Source organism: Candidatus Omnitrophota bacterium, from assembly GCA_028716245.1.
GTDB lineage: Bacteria > Omnitrophota > Gorgyraeia > Gygaellales > Profunditerraquicolaceae > UBA6249.
Map to the genome: position 1 here is coordinate 200872 of JAQUQW010000001.1, position 18529 is coordinate 219400.

Here is an 18529-nt window from a genome sequence, read left to right on the forward strand (position 1 = left end):
TAAAATGAGACACGCAAAGAAAAGGCTGCAGCTCGGACGTTTTACCAGCTGGCATGATGCGACAATAAGAAGCTTAGCCAGGAATATGATCATTTGTCAGAGTATTAAAACTACTTTGACCAGGGCCAAAGCCAGCAAACAAATGGTCGATAAGCTGATAACCTTGGCTAGGAGAAACACGCTTTTTGCCCGCAGGCAGGCGCAAAGAGTGCTCGGTGAACATAAATTAGTCAACCTGCTTTTTAATGAAATTGGGCCGCGTTTCGCTAACCGTAACAGTGGTTTTACCAGGATCATCAGCATCGGCAAACGCCGCGGCGATAATGCGGAGATGGTTATTTTTGAACTTACGGAATTAAAGAAAAAAGAACCTAAAAAAACTAAATTGGCCAAAGAAGCCAAACCGCAGGCAACCCAAGAAGTGGAAGAGGTTAGCGAAGAGAAAATCGCCCAGGAAGAGAAAAAGCAGGCGCCCAAGGCGGTAACTAAAGAAGCTCCGGTTGACCAGAAAAAGCCGCAGAAGAAGTTTATGGGAGGCTTGCGGACCATATTTAGAAAGAAAAGTGATTCTTTGTAAATTGAAGAAAAACTTTTATGAAAATAGATACTCGGCTTGCTGAGCGCCTAAAAAAAATACATCCTTCCTCGACATTAGCGATAACCTCTAAAGCTAAAAAGCTTAAAAGCGAAGGCAAGGATATTGTTAATTTTGCCGCCGGTGAGCCGGATTTTGACACGCCGGATTTTATAAAGGACGCGGCAATTGCGGCAATTACTTCCGGATTCACCAAATATACCCCCACCACCGGTATCCCCGAACTAAAAAAGCTCATTTGCCAGAAATTCAAAAAAGATAATTCATTAGAATATTCTCCGGACCAGATTATAGTTTCTAACGGGGCAAAGCATAGTATTTATAACGCCCTGATGGTGCTTTTAAATCGCGCTGACGAAGTGCTTATCCCTTTGCCCTATTGGGTTAGTTATCCTGAAATGACCAGCCTTTGTGAGGCAAGCGCCCGTTTCATCAAGATATCCGCGGCAAGCAATTTTAAAATTTCCGCAAAGGAACTCCTTAAGCATATTAGCCCTAAAACCAAAGTACTTATTCTTAACAACCCGTCAAATCCTACCGGTTCAGTTTATGATAGGCAGGAGCTTGAGGAGATAGCTAAAATCTGCGTGGATAAGAATATTTTTGTAATTAGCGATGAGATTTATGAAAAGATTACTTTTGACGGCCTAAAACATAATTCAATTGCCAGCTTCAATAAAGATATTTATAACCTGACCATTACGGTTAACGGCCTGTCCAAAAGCCATTCCATGACCGGCTGGCGTATCGGTTATCTGGGCGCGCCAGGCGATATTGCCAATGCCATTTCAAACTTACAGGATCACTCAACCTCTAATCCTAATTCCATCGCCCAGAAAGCAGCGGTAGCCGCCTTAAGCGCCCCGGAAGATTTTACGCATAAATTGTGCCAGGAGTTTTCTAAAAGAAGGGATTACCTGGCTTTAAGGTTAAAGGGAATTAAGAATTTAAGTTTTTCTCTGCCGCAAGGCGCGTTTTATGTGTTTTGCGATATTTCTAAAACCGGCCTTGATTCTTTGACTTTTTCCAAGCGCCTGCTTGATGAAGAATATGTCAGCCTTATTCCCGGAATCAGTTTTGGCATGGATGACCATATCAGGATAAGTTTTGCCACAAGTATGGAAGAATTGCAGAAAGGCATGGATAGGTTGGAAAAGTGGGTAACAAAATTATGAACCAAGCGACTATAGCTGAAAAAATATTAAGCCGGCATGCGGGCAAAACTTTGCGCGCGGGAGATTTTGCGGTCTGCAAAATTGATTTTGCTTTTGGCCAGGATGGAACATCCTCGATAATCATCGACCGGATTAAAGATTTGGGGGTAAAAAAATTAAGAACTAAGTTTTGTATGGTAATTGACCATAGCGCCCCCAGCCCCAGCGAAGGGGTATCCCGGGTGCATCAGAAGATGCGCGATTTTTCGCAGGATTTTAACACGGAAATTTTCGATATCGGCTGCGGGGTTTGCCATCAGGTCATCCCTGAATCGGGAAATGTTTTGCCCGGAGATTTAGTTTTAGGGGCAGATTCCCATACTTGTACTTACGGGGCCCTGGGAGCATTCTCCACGGGTGTGGGGTCTACGGACTTGGCGATAGCTTTAGCTACGGGAAAAAATTGGTTTAAAGTCCCGGCAACCGTAAAAATTATCGTTACGGGAAAACTTCCCAAAGGAGTTTTTGCTAAGGATATAATTTTGTATATAATCGGCAAATTAAAAAGTGACGGGGCTACGTATAAAGCAGTTGAATTTTACGGCCCGGTGATTAATAATATGGGTATGGATGGCCGGTTCACTATTGCCAACATGCTGGTTGAGATGGGGGCAAAAACAGGTTTTTTGCCGGTCGATGCTAAAACTATTAGCTGGTTAAAATCGCGGGTTTCCGGCAAGAGGCGCATTGAAAATATTACCGCAGATAATGGCGCTCTTTATGAGAGTGTTTATGAGTTTGATATCTCTAAACTCAAGCCGATGGTTTCGATGCCGCATAGCGTAGATAATACTACGGAGGCAGAAACTTTGAAGAAGGTAAAAATAAACGAAGCTTTTTTGGGCACCTGTACTAACGGCCGGATTGATGACCTTAAGGTAGCGGCAAAAATTTTAAATAAACGCAAGGTTTCTCCGGAAGTTAAGTTGATCATTGCTCCGAGTTCCCGCAGTGTCTATCTGGAGGCTTTAAAACTTGGTTTGGTTGAGGTATTTATCAAATCCGGCGCAGTCATTGTCGCTCCGGGCTGCGGCCCTTGCGTGGGTACGCATAACGGTATTCCCAGCGATGGAGAAGTAGTGATTTCAACCGCAAACCGTAATTTTAAAGGCAGGATGGGCAACCCTTCGGCTTTTATTTATTTGGCTTCTCCGGCTACGGTGGCAGCTTCTGCGCTTAAGGGCCATATCAGTGATCCCAGAGATTATTTCTAGCTACCCCGCGCTTAGCGAGGCACCCGACGCTAATAGGTATTGCGTCGGTGTGCGCTAGGTAGCGCAAATTGCGCGGGTGTTGTCTATGTAGACAAGGAGGTATTAATGGAAATTCGCGATTTGCTTTTAATGTGTATTGAAAAGGGCGCTTCGGATTTACATATTACGGAAAATGAACCGCCGATCTTACGCATTGACGGCAGGTTATTGCGCACAGATCTGGAGAAATTAGATAAGCCGAATTTAAAGAAAATGATCCATAGTGTTCTTTCTAATTCCCAGAAAGAGGTTTTTGAGCGTGAGTTAGAACTTGATTTTTCGCTTGCCCTGCCGGGTATGGATCGTTTTCGCGTAAATGTCCATTTGCAGAAAGGCGCGGTAGAAGCGGCTTTTCGCCGTATCCCGATAGAGATACCCACCGTGGCAAAATTAGGCCTGCCGAAGATTATAAGCGATTTAGCGCGTAAGCCAAACGGTTTAGTTTTGGTAACCGGGCCTACAGGCATGGGCAAGACCACTACCTTAGCGGCAATGATTGACCTTATCAATACCGAACGGGAATGTTTGATTACCTGTATCGAAGACCCGATCGAATTCATCTATAACAATAAAAAGAGCGTCGTTAAACAGCGCGAGGTTTATTCGGATACGCATTCTTTTGCCGAAGCCTTGCGCCACGCCCTGCGCCAGGATCCCAATGTTATTGTAGTCGGGGAAATGCGCGACTTAGAAACTATATCCACTGCTTTAACTGCGGCGGAAACCGGGCACCTTGTTTTAGCCACCTTGCACACGCCGGATGCCCCGCAAACCATTTCCAGGATTATCGATGTTTTCCCGCCGCATCAGCAGACCCAGGTTAAATTGCAGCTTTCGGATTGTTTGCAGGGAGTAATCTCGCAGCTTTTGCTTCCGCACGCATCAGGCAAAGGAAGGGTGCTGGCTACGGAGATTATGGTGGCAACATCCAGTATCCGCAATCTTATCCGCGAGCAGCAGATAGAGCAGATCCCGACAATGATGCAAACAGGTTTACAGTATGGCATGAATACTATGGACAGCTGCCTGAAAGATTTGACGCAAAGAGGATTGATCACTTTGGATGTGGCCATGTCTAAAGTAAAGAATAGGGAAGAGTTTAAACAACTATGAGTATTGAAGGCAAAAGCGTAAAACTCGGGGATAATATAAATACGGATTTTATTATTTCCGGAAGGTATAAGTTTGCCATTACCGATATAAAGGAACTGGCCAAACACATCATGGAGGATATTGATCCGAATTTTCCGCAAAAGATTGTTCCGGGTAAAACCATTATTGTCGCCGGCAATAACTTTGGCATGGGCTCAAGCCGCGAACAGGCCCCGCTGGTAATCAAAGAGGCCGGGATTGTGGCGGTCCTATCCCCCCAATTCGCGCGCATATTTTTCCGCAATAGTTTTAATATCGGTCTGCCTTTAATTGAAACTGATACCAGCAAAATCGAGGAGGCCGACCAGCTGCAAATCGATTTAGATAAAGGCTTGGTAAAAAATCTAACCAAAGGCATTGATTTAGAAATTAAACCCCTGCCTAAATTCATGCAGGACCTTTTAAGCGAAGGCGGCATAATTAATTATTATAAAAAACACGGAGAACTTAAACTTTAAATGCAGCATAAGATAACCCTGATTCCCGGCGATGGTATTGGATATGAAGTTTCTCTTGCGGCGACTCGCTGCATCGAGGCGACAGGGGTTAATATCAAGTGGGATAATGTGCTTGCTGGTTCCGATGCCCTTGACAAAACCGGGGAGCTTCTGCCGCAGAGCGCGCTGGATTCAATTAAGAAAAATAAGGTTGCCCTTAAAGGGCCGATTACCACGCCCATTGGCACCGGATTTCGTTCGGTCAATGTGGCGATCAGGCAGGCCCTGGATCTTTATGCCTGCTTGCGCCCGGCCAAAAGTTATTTGGGGGTAAATAGCCGTTTTAAAGATATTGACCTGGTTATTGTCCGGGAAAACAGCGAAGATCTTTACGCCGGAATAGAGTTTGAAGAGGGCAAACCTGAAACTAAAAACCTGATCGCCCAGATACAAAAAGACACCAAAAGGCTGATCCGCCCGGATTCCGGGATAAGCATCAAACCAATATCTAAATTTGCCTCAGAGAGGATTGTAAGATTTGCCTTTGAGTATGCTTTAAAAAATAAACGCAAAAAAGTTACTTGCGTGCATAAGGCAAATATTATGAAATTTACCGACGGCCTGTTTTTAAAGGTTGCCCGGGAAGTTGCCCAAAAGTATACCGGAAAAATAATTTTTGAGGAAGCAATTGTAGATAATATGTGTATGCAGCTAGTCCAGAAGCCGCATAATTATGATGTTTTGGTGTTGCCTAATCTTTACGGGGATATTATTTCTGATCTTTGCGCCGGGCTTATCGGCGGCCTAGGAATTGCGCCCGGGGCAAATATCGGTACGGATCTGGCGGTTTTTGAGGCTGTGCATGGTTCTGCTCCAAAATATAAAGGGAAGAATAAAGTCAATCCCACTGCGATGATCTTATCAGGAGTTTTAATGCTGCGCTATATTAATGAAGAAGAAGCGGCAGACAGATTAGAAGAAGCGGTAAAACAGGTGATTGTCGAAGGAAAATTTGTAACCTATGATTTAAAAGCTGACCCGCTTGATCCGGGCGCTGTTGGTACCGCGCAGATGGCCGAGGCTATCATTGGCAAGTTAAAATAAACATAAACTTATGAAAATTACGATAATTGGCGCAGGAAACGTGGGGAGCCTGACGGCAATGCGCATCGCCCAGGATGGATTGGGCGATGTTTTGCTTATTGATATCGTAAAGGGGCTGGCGCATGGGAAGGCTCTGGATTTAGAGGATGCCCGGCCGCTTCTAAAATATAATTATAATATTAAAGGCAGCGATGATATCGCTCAACTTAAGGATTCGGATATCGTGGTGGTTACCGCGGGCCTGGCGCGTAAACCCGGGATGAGCCGTGAAGAATTATTGGCAAAGAATGCCCAGATTTTAAAAGGGGTATGCTTGAATATAAAAGAGCTGGCCAAGAAGGCGATTGTTGTAATCGTCACCAATCCTTTGGATATTATGACTTTTTATGCCCTAAAAATTACCGGTTTTAAGCCCGGTAAGCTTTTTGGCATGGGGATTAGTTTAGATACTGCTCGATTTGTCAATTTGATCGCTGGCGAATTAAATTTACCGGCTACGGACATCGAGGCGTTAGTGATTGGCGCCCACGGTGAAGGCATGCTTCCTTTGCCGGGATTGGCCAAAGTCAAGGGTGTGGGGTTAGATGAATTTATCAGCGACGATAAAATTGAATCGTTAGTCAGCCGCACAATCGGCAGGGGCGCGGAGATTGTTGCCAATCTTGGTACAGGGAGCGCGTTTTTTGCTCCGTCAGCGGCAATCGCGGCAATCGTTAAAACAATAGTCAAGGATGAAAAACGCACCATTGGATTGTGCAGCTATCTAAACGGAGAATACGGTATCAAGGACAGCTGTATAGGAGTACCTTGCCGCCTAGGCAAGGATGGTATCGAACAGGTTATTCAACTGGATCTTTCGCCGGAAGAAAAAAGCAGGCTGGGTAAATCCGCGCAGCTTGTAGCCGCGGCCGCAGCGCAATTATTGGCTTAAACCATACCTATGTATGATCTGGCTGTCATTGGAGCAGGCTGGGCAGGTTTTAACGCTGCCCTAAGAGCAAAAGAGCTGGGCCTAAAAGTTTGCCTTATTGAATCCGGCCAGATTGGCGGAACCTGCCTTAATTACGGATGTATTCCTACCAAAGCATTAATCGCTTGCGCGAAAATATTCCAGCTGGCTAAAAAAGCACCGGGTTTTGGGGTAGAGCTGGATAATCCGCGGTTTAATTTCATAAAAATCCAGGAAAGAAAAAATAAAATCGTCTGGGACCTTGCCCAGGGGATGCGCAGCAGGCTTGCCGGGATTGATTTTATCGAATCATCCGCCCGGATTAATTCTCCCGATGAAATAAAAACCGATGGCCGCCTGATTAACAGTAAGTTTATACTTATTTCAACCGGCAGCCGCTGTACCCAGTTGCCCGGGTTAAAATTTGATCAAGAGAAAATAATTTCCAGCGACCAAGCCTTGGTTTTATCGGAAGTTCCGCAGTCTTTATTAATTGTTGGAGGAGGAGTGATTGGCTGTGAATTCGCCAATCTTTTCTCTATTTTAGGCAGTAAGGTGGCCATTGTTGAAAAGATGCCGCTTCTTTTACCGGGAGAGGACCGGGATATAGCCAGGAAGATAGAGGTTATTTTTAAGAAAAGAGGAATTGAGGTAACTACCGGCGCGGATATCGCTAATTTCAATTTAGAAGATTATTCCCGGGTTTTGGTTTGCGTAGGCAGGGCTGCTAACACCGGTGGCTTAGGTTTGGGGGAGTTAGGCGTAAAATTAGAGAATAACCGGATAATGGTTGATGATTATCTAAGGAGCAGTGTTTCCAATATCTACGCGGCAGGAGATTGCGCCTCCAAGATAATGCTTGCTCATTACGCGGCTTATCAGGGGAGAATAGCGGTTGAAAATATGGTTTCAAATAACAAACATAAGGCGGACAATAAGGTTGTGCCGGCCTGCATATTTAGCGAACCCCAGATTGCCAGCGTCGGCTTAAATGAAGAGAAGGCCCTGGCCGCGGGCTTGTTGGTTAAGGTCCATAAGTTTGATTTTCGCGCCAGCGCCATGGCCCGTATCATCGATGAGGCCGAAGGATTTATTAAGGTCATTAGCAATCAAGAAACCCAAGAGGTGCTCGGCGCCAGCATAATTGGGCCGCTTGCCAGCGAGTTAATTGCCATTCTCTCTATGGCAATTTCGGCACATTTAACTGTTGCCCAGATCCGCGCGATGATCTTCGCGCACCCGACTCTCTCTGAATCAATACATGAAACTGTTTAAACCCTGGAGGTTACCATGATGAAAGTGGTGCTGCCTGAATTAGGGGAAGGTATTACTAAAGCTACCGTCTCGTATTGGTTTTTTAAGGACGGGGAAAGAGTCAGCCAGAACGATGATCTGGTGGAATTAACTACCGATAAAACTACCTTTAATCTGCCCAGCCCCTGTACCGGAGTAATCTGTGAAATAATGTATAGCGAAGGCGAAAGCGTCAATGTGGGCCAGACATTGGCAGTAATTAACGAAGCCTAACCATTCTTATTGACAAGGCAGTACTTCTTTAGTATATATAATTATTATGGATAAGCTAAGGTATGGATAAATAAATGGCAATCGATTATAAGAAAGAATTAGAAAATACGGCCAGAAACATGATTTTTGTGCATGATCCGGATTCTTTGATTAAATTGATCGTGCGCATGATTGCTAGTAAAGCCAAGATTACCCACGCCAGTTTTTTCTTGTATAACCGCGACAAGCAGGGTTATCTGCTTACTGTTTCTAAGGGGTCGCTGGGTAAAAAGATACCCTTGGATTTGATCTGCATTGATAAAGATGACGTATTGATCCGTTTTTTTAAAGAGCGCAAGAGCACCCTTGTTTTCGGCAGGGAGGCCTTGGTTTACAGCCAAGCAGAAAATGCCCTAAAAAACGCAAGGTTAAAACCGGAAATCAAGCGCCAGCTGGCGCAAGTCCTTTATCAAATGGAGCTTTTAGATGCCGCGGTTTGCATCCCGGGTTATTTCAGGGATGAACTGCTGGGCTTCCTGCTATTAGGCAAGAAGCAGGCGGGTAAGGGATTTATCGACGAGGAATTGGATTTTTTCGCCGCTCTTAATTCTAATGTGGCAATGGCGATCAAAAACGCCCAGCTTTTTAAAGAGTTGGAATATGAGTTAGAGCGTAAACATCATTTGTTTGTGCGCACGACCATCGCCTTTGCCGCGGCTATTGAAGCCAAGGATCATTACACCCACAGCCATACCAGCCGGGTAACTAATATGAGTATTGAAATCGCCCATAGAATCAGCCAAAAATCAAAGAGAAACCTTGATGGAAAATTTTTCGAAAATCTCCATATCGCCAGCCTCTTGCATGATATCGGCAAGATCGGCGTGCCGGAGTATATTTTAAACAAAAGAAGCGGGTTGACTATCGGGGAGCGTAACCGCATTAAAGAGCATCCGATGATCGGAGTAGGTATTTTAAAACCGATTAAAGAGCTGGAAGGATCTTTGCTGGGGGTCAGGTACCACCACGAGCGATTTGACGGCAAGGGTTATCCTGAAGGCTTAAAAGGAGAACAGATTCCTTTGGTTGCTTCAATAATCTCCGTAGCCGATTCTTTTGATGCCATGACTACTGATCGGCCATACCGCGCGGCCCTTAATAAGGCTGACGCGATTAATGAGATCAGGCAGTTAGGCGGCCAACAGTTCTGCCCCCGCGTTACCGATACTTTCCTGGAGCTCTGCAAGGAAGGAAAAATCTAACTTTTCTATGCGGCCTAAACGTATAATTTTAATGTATATTTCGGAAGTTTCCGGCCACCGCAGCGCCACACTGGCTATTGAAAAAGCGATTAAAGAGCTGCGCCCGGATACGGAGATCTTAAGCATTAATGCCTTTAATTATACTAACCCCATATCGGAAAAGGTAATTAACCGGATTTATATGGAGGTAATTAAGCGCACCCCCAAGCTCTGGGATTACCTTTATGATAATCCCAGCGTGGTCAAGGGGCTGGAAAATATTAAACGCCGTATCCATAAATCAAATTCGCCGAAACTTAAAAAACTTTTTGATCGTTTTAATCCCGATTTAGTGGTCTGCACTCAGGCATTTCCCTGCGGCATGGTTGCCGATTATAAAAAAGCTTATGGGCTAAATTTACCGCTTGTAGCGGTACTTACGGATTATATTCCGCATTCTTATTGGGTTTATGAGAAGGTGGATTACTATATAACCCCTTCGGAAGATGTCTCCGCGCGCTTGGAAAAAAAAGGAGTTCCTTCTTCTAAAATTAAGGCCCTGGGGATTCCCTTTGATCATAAGTTCAACCAGAAAATAGATAAGGAAAGCGTCTTCCACAAATTAAAATTAAATCCACAGAAGCCGGTAATCTTAATTATGGGCGGCGGCCAGGGGCTGGGGCCGATTAAAACCATCGTTAAATCATTAGAGAAAAGCCAAAATAATATCCAGGAATTGATCGTTGCCGGGACCAATAAGAAGCTATTTAATTCGCTGAAACGAAAAATTAAGCATTATAAAAAAGATATCCATCTGTTTGGTTTTATCCAGAATATCCATGAGTTAATGCGTATCTCCAACCTGATTATATCTAAGCCGGGGGGAGTTACTACCGCCGAAGTCCTGAGTATGGGCCTGCCGATGATCATTGTCAAACCTATCCCCGGGCAGGAAATCAATAATACCAATTTTTTAACGCATAAGGGAGCGGCAATCAAAGTAGACAAACCTGAAGAGGTGCATCAGATTATTGATGACTTATTAAATAACCGAACAAGGTTAGAGCAGCTTAAGCTGGCGGCTTTAAGGATCGCCAAGCCCGGGGCAAGTATGGATATCGCCAAACTTCTTTTGAGTTTATAATCGTGCTAAATTATTATATTTATCGTTTCGGACAATTTATCGCGCTAATCTTGCCAATAAGGGTGGTTTACGCGATCGCGGTTTTTTTAGCCGACCTGCATTATTTTTTTGCCTTCCGCGACCGCAGGTTTGTAAAAGCTAATTTACGGGCTATTTTTCCGGAGAAACCGGATAGAGAGCTGCGCAAGATAAACAAGCAGGTTTTTCGGAATTTCGCCAAATACCTTGTGGATTTTTTCCGTTTTGAAAAGTTAGACCTTGGCTACCTGGAAAAAAACATAAAATTAGAAAATATGCATTATTTTGATGAAGCTTTAGCCAGGGGTAAAGGCGTGGTTGTTTTGACCGCCCACCTTGGTAATTGGGAGTTGGGGGGAGTGGCTATCGCGCTTTTAGGCTATCCCTTCTGGGTGGTGGCCCTGCCGCATAAAAACAAAAAAGTTGATGCTTTCTTTAATACCCAGAGGAATAGAAAAGGGGTTAAGGTTGTGAGTATGGGCAAGGCGGTGAGAAGCTGCCTTGCTGAAATCAGGAATAATCATATGGTCGCTTTAGTCGGTGACCGGGATTTTACCGAAAAAGGGATTGTCATTGATTTTTTTGGGTTACCAACGCATTTCCCTGAAGGCCCGGCGGCTTTAAGCCTGATGACCGGCTCAAGCATTGTCCCGGGTTTTATGCTCAGGAATCCGGATGATAGTTTTACATTAAGGATCGAGAAACCGGTGGAGTTTTCTCCCACCGGGGATAAAGCCAAAGATTTAGCCGGTTTGGTTACGGTTTATAAAAATATTTTTGAGGATTACATCCGTAGGTATCCTGAACAATGGTATGTCTTTCGCAGGTTTTGGATTAAATAAATATGCGCACTTGTGTAATTATTCCGACTTATAATGAAACAAAAGCGATCGCCGGGCTAATTGGGCAAATACGCCGATTAGGGCTGGAGGTAATTATCATCGATGATGGCTCAAGCGATGATACGGCAAAAATTGCCCAAGCCTGCGGGGCCACAGTCTTACGCAATGAGTCCAATCTTGGCAAAGGGGCTTCTTTAATCAAAGGATATAATTATGCCATTGCTCAAGGATTTGAAGCGGTGATCAGCATGGATGGGGATGGGCAGCATTCCTGCGATGATATCAAAGCGTTTATTCAGAAAGCGCAAACTTCCCAAAGCGCGGTTATCGTCGGTAATCGGATGGAGACGACTAAAAATATGCCGGTTGTGCGTATTCTGACCAACCGTTTAGTTTCAAAATTAATTTCAATTATGATCAAACAAAATGTTCCTGATACGCAATGCGGTTTTCGCCTGCTGAAAAAAGAGGCGCTGGCCAAATTGGATTTATCGGCATCTAAATACGAGATAGACTCTGAAATTTTGATAAAAGCAGCGCGTTTAGGCTTTAAGATCGAATCCATCCCGATCCAGACTATTTATTCGGGGCAAAAAAGCCAGATCAATCCTTTTATAGATACCTTAAGGTTTTTTCGTTTCATAATCCGGAATTTATGAGTGGTCCCAGATGATTCAGGTTTATACGGGTAATGGTAAGGGAAAAACTACCGCGGCAATGGGGTTGGCTTTACGAGCTGCCGGAGCGGGTTTCAATGTTTATATCTGCCAGTTTGCCAAAGGCCGCTGTTATAATGAAATTAAGGCGCTCAAGAAAATCGATAATATTAAGGTAGAGCAGTTTGGCCGTCGCTGTTTTATAAAAAAATCACCTGAAAAAATTGATAAGCAAATGGCGCTTGCCGGACTTAAGAGATTAAATGAAATTATCGGTAAGAGGATATATCAGATGGTTATCTTGGATGAAATTAATATTGCTGTAAAATTAGGGTTAATACCTTTGGGCGATTTACTTAAACTAATAAATGATACTCCTAAGAACGTAGAGTTGGTGTTTACCGGCCGTTATGCCCATCCTGAAATTATTAAGTTAGCGGATTTAGTCAGCCAGGTCAAAGAGAGAAAGCATTATTACACTAAAGGTATCAAAGCCAGAAGAGGCATTGAATTTTGACAATGAAAAAAATACTTTTTACCTGGAGCGGAGGCAAGGATAGCGCCATGGCTCTTTATGAATTACAAAAAGTTTATAATTATAAGATTTGGGCTTTATTAACAACCATCACAGATGGCTACGATAGGATTAGTATGCATGGTGTCCGTAACGCACTGCTTGAACAACAAATTGAATCTTTAGGTTTTCCGCTTGAGAAGATTCATATCAGCAAGGATGCATCTAACGAGGAATACGAACTAAAAATGAAAAATGCACTTTTGCGCTACCGGACTCAAGGTGTTTGCTTGGTAGCTTTCGGAGATATTTTTTTAGAAGATCTGCGTACATATAGAGAGGAAAATCTATCAAGAATAGGATTGAAGGGGATCTTTCCTTTATGGAAGAGGGATACTACTGCGCTTGCGCATACATTTATCGATTTGGGTTTTAAAGCAGTTATCAGTTGTATTGATTCAAAATGTCTGGATAAATCGTTTGCCGGCAGGGTGTTTGATAAACAATTTTTATCCGAACTTCCTTTAAATGTTGACCCCTGCGGTGAAAATGGAGAGTTTCATTCTTTTGTTTATGGGGGGCCAATATTTAAAAGTGAGATAGCTTACGAAAAAGGAGAAGTTGTTTTGAGAGATAACCGTTTTTATTATTGTGATTTAATGCCCATTTGATAAAACTCGGATTAATCCTAAATTTTAGCTTGACATAAAAAGTAATTTACATTAACATTACAGATAATAAAAGGAGGCTTAAATGTTGGCAATCAGTCTAATTATTATCGGAATATTATTAAGGTTTATCCCGCATACCGCTAACTTTACTCCGGTGGCAGCTATCGCTATATTTGCCGGAGTATATTTAAATAAAAAACAGGCTTTGATTGTGCCGCTTTTACTTATGGCCTTAAGCGATATATTTTTAGGTATGCATAATGTGATCCTCTTTACCTGGGGAAGTTTTGTTTTGGTTACTTTCTTGGGGATTTGGGCCAAAAATCATAAGACATTTAGGGGCATCGCCTCCACTGCCGTAGTTTCTTCAGTTTTGTTTTACGTCATTACTAATTTCGGTGTTTGGGCTATGGGTTGGTATCCGCACACCGCCAAAGGCCTGCTGGATTGCTATATTTTAGGCCTGCCATTTTTACGTAATTTTGGAGTAGCTACGCTTGTATATACGGCAGTATTTTTTGGCGCTTATGAGCTTATCGCGCGCAGAGTGGCTGATACAAAGTTAGCAAAAGTTCTTTTATAAGGTTACAAGGTTAACGTTACTGGTCCAGGGAAGGCCGTGTGAATCGGTCGCAGTTCCCGCTGCTGTAAAAGAGGTCGAAATTCTCTTGAATATTTGCCACTGGTTTAACCAAAGCCGGGAAGGCAGGAGAAGAGTAGGATAAACTCTTAAGTCAGAAGACCTGACCAGGAACAGATGTCCAACAATTACTTTTAAACCCGCGGACAGGTTTAAAAGGGTTAGAAAACAGGGATAACCCTTAATGCTTTTAGTTAAAGCGTTAAGGGTTTTTTGTTTTAGGCAGGTCCGGGAATGGAGAAAAAATGTTTTGCAATAGGTCGGCAGCAAGATTTTTAGTTGCGCTATCAGTTGTTTTGGGAACTTTTGTTTTTTCTTATGCAGATGATGTGGATTTGGAAAAAATTGTGGTAACTCCGTATCGTTATGGCGAAAGTTTAGCTAAAACAGCGGCGGATGTTACTGTAGTGACAAAAGGAGATATAGAAGGATCAAATTCTCACAATGTGGTTGATGTATTTAGGTCAATACCCGGGGTTACAGTGCGGGATTATTTTGGCAACGGAACTCAAGCAACAGTAGATATAGGAGGCTTTGGAGAGCAGGGGCCACTTAACGTATTAGTATTAGTTGACGGCCGGCGCGCAAACAATGTTGACTTAAGCGGCGTTAACTGGAATCAAATTCCGCTTGATGAAGTAGAGCGTATCGAAGTTGTTCGCGGAGGTTCTGGCGCAGTGCTATACGGTGATAATGCATCTAGTGGCGTAGTCAATATTATTACCAAAAAGGGTTCAGGAAAACCAAAAGTAGAACTAGAAACTGAATACGGCAGCTATGATATGAACAAAGAAAAATTATCTCTAGGTGGTAAAGTTAACAATAAGCTTTCTTATTGGTTTAGCCTTGGACGCGATTCTACTAATGGCTATCGCAATAACAGCTTTAACAAAGATAGTGATTTTGCTTCTAAAATCGCTTATGATTTTAATGATATGCTGTCTGCACATTTTGACTCGGGATTTCATGCTTCAACTTATGGTCTGCCTGGGGCATTGTTTCAAAGTGATATAGATCAGCATAGCAGGAGGTATGCCAGATTCGGCAATGATCATGCTAATGGTAAAGACTACTATTTTGTTCTTGGGCCAAAACTCCAATTTCTAGGATTGGGAAATCTTAATTTGGATTTTAGTTACCGTCAGAATGATGTTGATTCATATTATCTGACCTCAAACCATCTTGCTTACAGGAATAGTATTGAAACTTTTGGGATGACGCCGAAGTATACGTTAGACAATAGCATTTTTAATCACGATAATAAATTCATCGCCGGGCTCGATTTTTACCGTTCTCTATATAGTTCAAGATCCTGCCCTATGTCTGATGATAGTACAGTAAATCAATATACGGATATTCATAAGAATTCATTAGGAAGCTACCTGCAGGATGAGTTTTCTATTCTTAAACAGTTAACTCTAGTAGGTGGCTACCGCCATGAATTTGCTGATTACACATTTGCTTATCATGATAATACCGGATTTAACCCCGACCAAGATACTAAAGTAAAATTTAATATGGATTCTTTTAACAGCGGCCTTACCTATACTTATAAAGATGATTCAAATGTTTTTTTAAATGTGAACAGAAGCTTCCGTTTTCCCGAAGTAGATGAGTTTACCTATATGGATGCAACGTCTTTTCAAACGCTGCTTAATACTGATCTTAAGCCGCAATCTTCGATAGATTACCAAATTGGTTTGCGGCATAAATTTTCTGACCGTTTTAAGGGTAACTTATCATTATTTAGAATGAATGTTAAAAATGAGTTGTATCTTAATGCCACGGATACTTGGGATGGCTTCGAGTGGAATAGTAAGAATGAAAATTATGATAGAACTGTTCATGAAGGCCTGGAATCATCATTGGATGCCAAGCTTAATGATTGGGTAACATTATTCGGAAATTATACTTTTACCAATGCCTATTTTGATGGTGGACAATATAGCGGGAGCCAGATACCTTTGGTATCTAAGCATAAAGGAAGCGTTGGATTAAAATTCGCATTACCAATGGATATATCCTTAAATATTATTGGTACTTATCTAGGTCCTAGATATTATTTAAACGATCAGGCAAACGCTTATTCTAAGTTAAATGGGTATATGGTTGCCGACACCAATTTGTCTTGGCATTGTAAGGATTTTAAAGTCACATTTGGAATTAATAATCTTTTTGATAAGCAATATTCGGAATATGCCGGAGTGTTGCAAGGATTTTCTGTGGGGCATGCCGTAGGTGATAAATTCTATTATCCTAATCCGGGAAGAAATTTTAGTTTAAAAGTTAACTATACTTTTTAATCTGAAGAAATAAGGGGTGTTTCCCTAGCTTTCCTATTGACAAATAACGCAGTTGTGCTATAGTTTTTCCTAATTTTCCAAAACTACAAAGTTGTAGTGAATTCCATGTATTTTTGAAAGGAGCGGAGTAAAGATGGGTTTTGATCTGTTGTTATTGGCGCCGGTTGGTTCGATATTAGCGTTAAGTTTTGCTTTTTATCTGGCCTTGAGTATTTTAAAAATGGATGAGGGTACGGATAAAATGAAGGAGATCGCCCACGCGGTGCGCGTTGGCGCCCAGGCCTATTTAAAAAGGCAGTATCTGGGTATTTCGATGTTTTTTATTGTGGTATTTTTTATCCTTCTGGCCATGGCCCTGAAGAATTATTTGGTAATTTTTGTGCCGTTTGCTTTTTTAACCGGAGGTTTCTTTTCAGGTTTGTCCGGTTTTATCGGGATGACTATTGCCACCCAGTCCTCTAACCGCACTGCCCAAGCCGCGTCTAAGAGTTTGAATTCCGGCCTGCGGGTTGCTTTTTCAAGCGGAGCAGTCATGGGTCTTACCGTTGTCGGTTTAGGGCTATTGGATTTAAGTATCTGGTATTATTTCCTAAATTGGTATTATTCTTGCCATCCCATCCCGTTGGGAACGGATAAAATCGCGGCAATTACTTCCACGATGCTTTGTTTTGGCATGGGGGCCAGTTCGATGGCGCTTTTTGCCAGGGTGGGTGGAGGTATTTTTACTAAAGCCTCGGATGTCGGAGCGGATTTAGTCGGTAAGGTTGAAGCAGGAATTCCTGAGGATGATCCGCGTAACCCGGCAGTTATCGCTGATAATGTCGGTGATAATGTCGGCGATGTCGCGGGTATGGGCGCTGACCTTTATGAATCTTATGTTGGTTCAATTGTTGCCACTTCAGCTTTAGGTGTTGCTGCCGGCCTTGGTGTTGCCGGGGTAACCGTGCCGATGGTTATGGCCGCGGTAGGAGTTGTTTCATCGGTTATCGGGACTTTCTTTGTAAAAAGCGGAGAGCAGGCCAGCCAAAAAGTTCTCTTAGCCGCTTTACGTAAAGGGGTCTTTACCAGTTCATTTCTGGTTGCGATAATCTCATTTTTTCTGGTTAAGGCAACATTAGGCGCGCAGCATTTAGGCGTTTATTGGTCAGTCTTGGCAGGTTTAGTTGCCGGAGTATTGATCGGCCTGTGCACGGAATATTATACTTCCAGCGGCTTTAAGCCGACCAAATCTATTGCTGATGCCTCTTTAACCGGCCCGGCAACTGTAATTATCGGGGGTATTGCGGTAGGGATGATGTCTACCGCCATTCCGGTAATTATCGTATGCATTGCTATTTTAATAAGTTTTTATTTATCCGGCGGGGCCGCGAATTTTAACGCCGGCCTTTACGGTATCGCCATTTCAGCCGTGGGCATGCTTTCGACTTTAGGTATAACTTTGGCTACTGATGCTTATGGGCCGGTTGCGGATAATGCCGGAGGAAACGCGGAGATGTCAAAACTGCCTCCTGAGGTAAGAAAAAGAACCGATGCCTTGGATGCTTTAGGTAATACGACTGCGGCAACCGGTAAAGGTTTTGCCATTGGTTCGGCAGCCTTAACCGCATTAGCCTTGATTGCCGCGTATAAAGATCAGGTTTTGCTTTTTGGTAAAGATATTAATGCCAGTATGATGAATCCTACGGTATTAGTAGGTTTGTTTTTAGGAGGAATGCTGCCATTTTTATTCTGTTCTATGACCATGCGCGCAGTGGGAAGAGCAGCGGGTAAGATTGTCGTGGAAGTACGCCGGCAGTTTAAGGAGATTATTGGCCTGATGGAAGGCACAGCTAAACCTGATTACGCGCGCTGTGTAAATATTGCCACTGCGGCAGCACAAAAAGAAATGATCGCTCCTTCACTTTTGGCAATCGTGGCCCCCATAGGCGTAGGACTGTTTATAGGTATTGATGCGGTTGCCGGGCTTCTGGTAGGGGCAACTGTTACCGGCTTTGTTTTAGCGGTGATGATGGCTAATTCCGGTGGCGCCTGGGATAATGCCAAGAAGTTTGTGGAAGAAGGGCATCATGGCGGTAAAGGGTCGCTAGCGCATAAAGCCACAGTGGTTGGCGATACAGTGGGTGATCCGTTTAAAGATACTTCCGGGCCGAGCTTAAATATTTTAATCAAGCTGATGTCCATGGTTTCTATTGTTTTTGCCTCATTTATTATTAAAAATACCTTATTTAAGTAATCAAAAGACCCTGTTTCCAGGCTAATCGGGAAACAGGGTCTTTTTTATGTTAATTTT

At 43.1% G+C, this 18529-nt stretch carries 18 protein-coding genes and 1 riboswitch; all 18 genes read left to right on the plus strand.

Translation table 11 applies throughout. The features are described from left to right. Positions 1–4 precede the first annotated feature (4 nt). The 18 genes from rplQ to PHG87_01220 all read left to right on the plus strand — a co-directional run bounded on the left by rplQ (position 5) and on the right by PHG87_01220 (position 18472). Positions 5–577, plus strand: coding sequence for a 50S ribosomal protein L17 (rplQ, locus tag PHG87_01135; protein MDD5476805.1), 573 nt, complete (start codon positions 5–7; stop codon positions 575–577). Positions 578–594: 17 nt separating this feature from the next. Further along, positions 595–1770 carry a pyridoxal phosphate-dependent aminotransferase gene (locus tag PHG87_01140; protein MDD5476806.1) on the plus strand — a complete coding sequence of 392 codons (1176 nt, stop codon included), beginning with the start codon at positions 595–597 and terminating at the stop codon, positions 1768–1770. Then, positions 1767–3023 carry a 3-isopropylmalate dehydratase large subunit gene (locus tag PHG87_01145; protein MDD5476807.1) on the plus strand — a complete coding sequence of 419 codons (1257 nt, stop codon included), beginning with the start codon at positions 1767–1769 and terminating at the stop codon, positions 3021–3023. Before PHG87_01140 ends, PHG87_01145 begins: the two co-directional genes overlap by 4 nt. A gap of 105 nt (positions 3024–3128) precedes the next feature. Then, positions 3129–4175: a type IV pilus twitching motility protein PilT gene (locus tag PHG87_01150; protein ID MDD5476808.1), complete on the plus strand. Its 1047-nt coding sequence runs from the start codon at positions 3129–3131 to the stop codon at positions 4173–4175. Next, entirely contained in the window at positions 4172–4672 is a 501-nt protein-coding gene (locus PHG87_01155; protein ID MDD5476809.1) for a 3-isopropylmalate dehydratase small subunit, read from the plus strand. Before PHG87_01150 ends, PHG87_01155 begins: the two co-directional genes overlap by 4 nt. Then, the gene (locus PHG87_01160; protein ID MDD5476810.1) at positions 4673–5755 is read left to right on the plus strand and encodes an isocitrate/isopropylmalate dehydrogenase family protein; all 1083 of its coding nucleotides are present in this window, start codon (positions 4673–4675) and stop codon (positions 5753–5755) included. Between the two features lie 10 nt (positions 5756–5765). Further along, entirely contained in the window at positions 5766–6686 is a 921-nt protein-coding gene (locus PHG87_01165) for a malate dehydrogenase (GenBank protein ID MDD5476811.1), read from the plus strand. A gap of 9 nt (positions 6687–6695) precedes the next feature. Continuing rightward, on the plus strand, positions 6696–7979 hold the full coding sequence (lpdA, locus tag PHG87_01170; GenBank protein ID MDD5476812.1) for a dihydrolipoyl dehydrogenase: 1284 nt from the start codon (positions 6696–6698) through the stop codon (positions 7977–7979). Positions 7980–7994: 15 nt separating this feature from the next. Next, a complete protein-coding gene (locus tag PHG87_01175; GenBank protein MDD5476813.1) occupies positions 7995–8231 on the plus strand; it encodes a lipoyl domain-containing protein in 237 nt (78 codons plus the stop codon). Positions 8232–8305: 74 nt separating this feature from the next. Continuing rightward, complete coding sequence (locus PHG87_01180; protein ID MDD5476814.1) at positions 8306–9472, plus strand: HD domain-containing protein; 1167 nt, start codon at positions 8306–8308, stop codon at positions 9470–9472. Between the two features lie 7 nt (positions 9473–9479). Continuing rightward, positions 9480–10595, plus strand: a complete 1116-nt coding sequence (locus PHG87_01185; GenBank protein MDD5476815.1) for a glycosyltransferase — start codon at positions 9480–9482, stop codon at positions 10593–10595. Between the two features lie 2 nt (positions 10596–10597). After that, positions 10598–11455, plus strand: coding sequence for a lysophospholipid acyltransferase family protein (locus PHG87_01190; GenBank protein ID MDD5476816.1), 858 nt, complete (start codon positions 10598–10600; stop codon positions 11453–11455). Positions 11456–11457: 2 nt separating this feature from the next. After that, positions 11458–12114, plus strand: a complete 657-nt coding sequence (locus tag PHG87_01195) for a glycosyltransferase family 2 protein (protein ID MDD5476817.1) — start codon at positions 11458–11460, stop codon at positions 12112–12114. A gap of 10 nt (positions 12115–12124) precedes the next feature. Further along, positions 12125–12628, plus strand: coding sequence for a cob(I)yrinic acid a,c-diamide adenosyltransferase (locus PHG87_01200; GenBank protein ID MDD5476818.1), 504 nt, complete (start codon positions 12125–12127; stop codon positions 12626–12628). Positions 12629–12630: 2 nt separating this feature from the next. Then, positions 12631–13296 carry a diphthine--ammonia ligase gene (locus PHG87_01205; GenBank protein ID MDD5476819.1) on the plus strand — a complete coding sequence of 222 codons (666 nt, stop codon included), beginning with the start codon at positions 12631–12633 and terminating at the stop codon, positions 13294–13296. Between the two features lie 82 nt (positions 13297–13378). Next, positions 13379–13879: a hypothetical protein gene (locus PHG87_01210; GenBank protein MDD5476820.1), complete on the plus strand. Its 501-nt coding sequence runs from the start codon at positions 13379–13381 to the stop codon at positions 13877–13879. Beyond that, positions 13863–14062, plus strand: a riboswitch (cobalamin riboswitch). Its footprint overlaps the gene before it by 17 nt. A gap of 119 nt (positions 14063–14181) precedes the next feature. Further along, entirely contained in the window at positions 14182–16239 is a 2058-nt protein-coding gene (locus PHG87_01215; GenBank protein MDD5476821.1) for a TonB-dependent receptor, read from the plus strand. Positions 16240–16372: 133 nt separating this feature from the next. Then, a complete protein-coding gene (locus tag PHG87_01220; GenBank protein ID MDD5476822.1) occupies positions 16373–18472 on the plus strand; it encodes a sodium-translocating pyrophosphatase in 2100 nt (699 codons plus the stop codon). Positions 18473–18529 lie beyond the last annotated feature (57 nt).

What these genes read in the sequence shown, in the direction of transcription:
- lpdA (MDD5476812.1), top strand. Translation starts at nt 6,696, where the DNA reads ATGTATGATCTGGCTGTCATTGGAGCAGGCTGGGCAGGTTTTAACGCT.
- PHG87_01200 (MDD5476818.1), top strand. Translation starts at nt 12,125, where the DNA reads ATGATTCAGGTTTATACGGGTAATGGTAAGGGAAAAACTACCGCGGCA.
- PHG87_01205 (MDD5476819.1), top strand. Translation starts at nt 12,631, where the DNA reads ATGAAAAAAATACTTTTTACCTGGAGCGGAGGCAAGGATAGCGCCATG.
- PHG87_01220 (MDD5476822.1), top strand. Translation starts at nt 16,373, where the DNA reads ATGGGTTTTGATCTGTTGTTATTGGCGCCGGTTGGTTCGATATTAGCG.
- PHG87_01155 (MDD5476809.1), top strand. Translation starts at nt 4,172, where the DNA reads ATGAGTATTGAAGGCAAAAGCGTAAAACTCGGGGATAATATAAATACG.
- PHG87_01175 (MDD5476813.1), top strand. Translation starts at nt 7,995, where the DNA reads ATGATGAAAGTGGTGCTGCCTGAATTAGGGGAAGGTATTACTAAAGCT.
- PHG87_01160 (MDD5476810.1), top strand. Translation starts at nt 4,673, where the DNA reads ATGCAGCATAAGATAACCCTGATTCCCGGCGATGGTATTGGATATGAA.
- PHG87_01180 (MDD5476814.1), top strand. Translation starts at nt 8,306, where the DNA reads ATGGCAATCGATTATAAGAAAGAATTAGAAAATACGGCCAGAAACATG.
- PHG87_01195 (MDD5476817.1), top strand. Translation starts at nt 11,458, where the DNA reads ATGCGCACTTGTGTAATTATTCCGACTTATAATGAAACAAAAGCGATC.
- PHG87_01210 (MDD5476820.1), top strand. Translation starts at nt 13,379, where the DNA reads ATGTTGGCAATCAGTCTAATTATTATCGGAATATTATTAAGGTTTATC.
- PHG87_01140 (MDD5476806.1), top strand. Translation starts at nt 595, where the DNA reads ATGAAAATAGATACTCGGCTTGCTGAGCGCCTAAAAAAAATACATCCT.
- PHG87_01150 (MDD5476808.1), top strand. Translation starts at nt 3,129, where the DNA reads ATGGAAATTCGCGATTTGCTTTTAATGTGTATTGAAAAGGGCGCTTCG.
- PHG87_01215 (MDD5476821.1), top strand. Translation starts at nt 14,182, where the DNA reads ATGTTTTGCAATAGGTCGGCAGCAAGATTTTTAGTTGCGCTATCAGTT.
- PHG87_01165 (MDD5476811.1), top strand. Translation starts at nt 5,766, where the DNA reads ATGAAAATTACGATAATTGGCGCAGGAAACGTGGGGAGCCTGACGGCA.
- PHG87_01145 (MDD5476807.1), top strand. Translation starts at nt 1,767, where the DNA reads ATGAACCAAGCGACTATAGCTGAAAAAATATTAAGCCGGCATGCGGGC.
- PHG87_01185 (MDD5476815.1), top strand. Translation starts at nt 9,480, where the DNA reads ATGCGGCCTAAACGTATAATTTTAATGTATATTTCGGAAGTTTCCGGC.
- rplQ (MDD5476805.1), top strand. Translation starts at nt 5, where the DNA reads ATGAGACACGCAAAGAAAAGGCTGCAGCTCGGACGTTTTACCAGCTGG.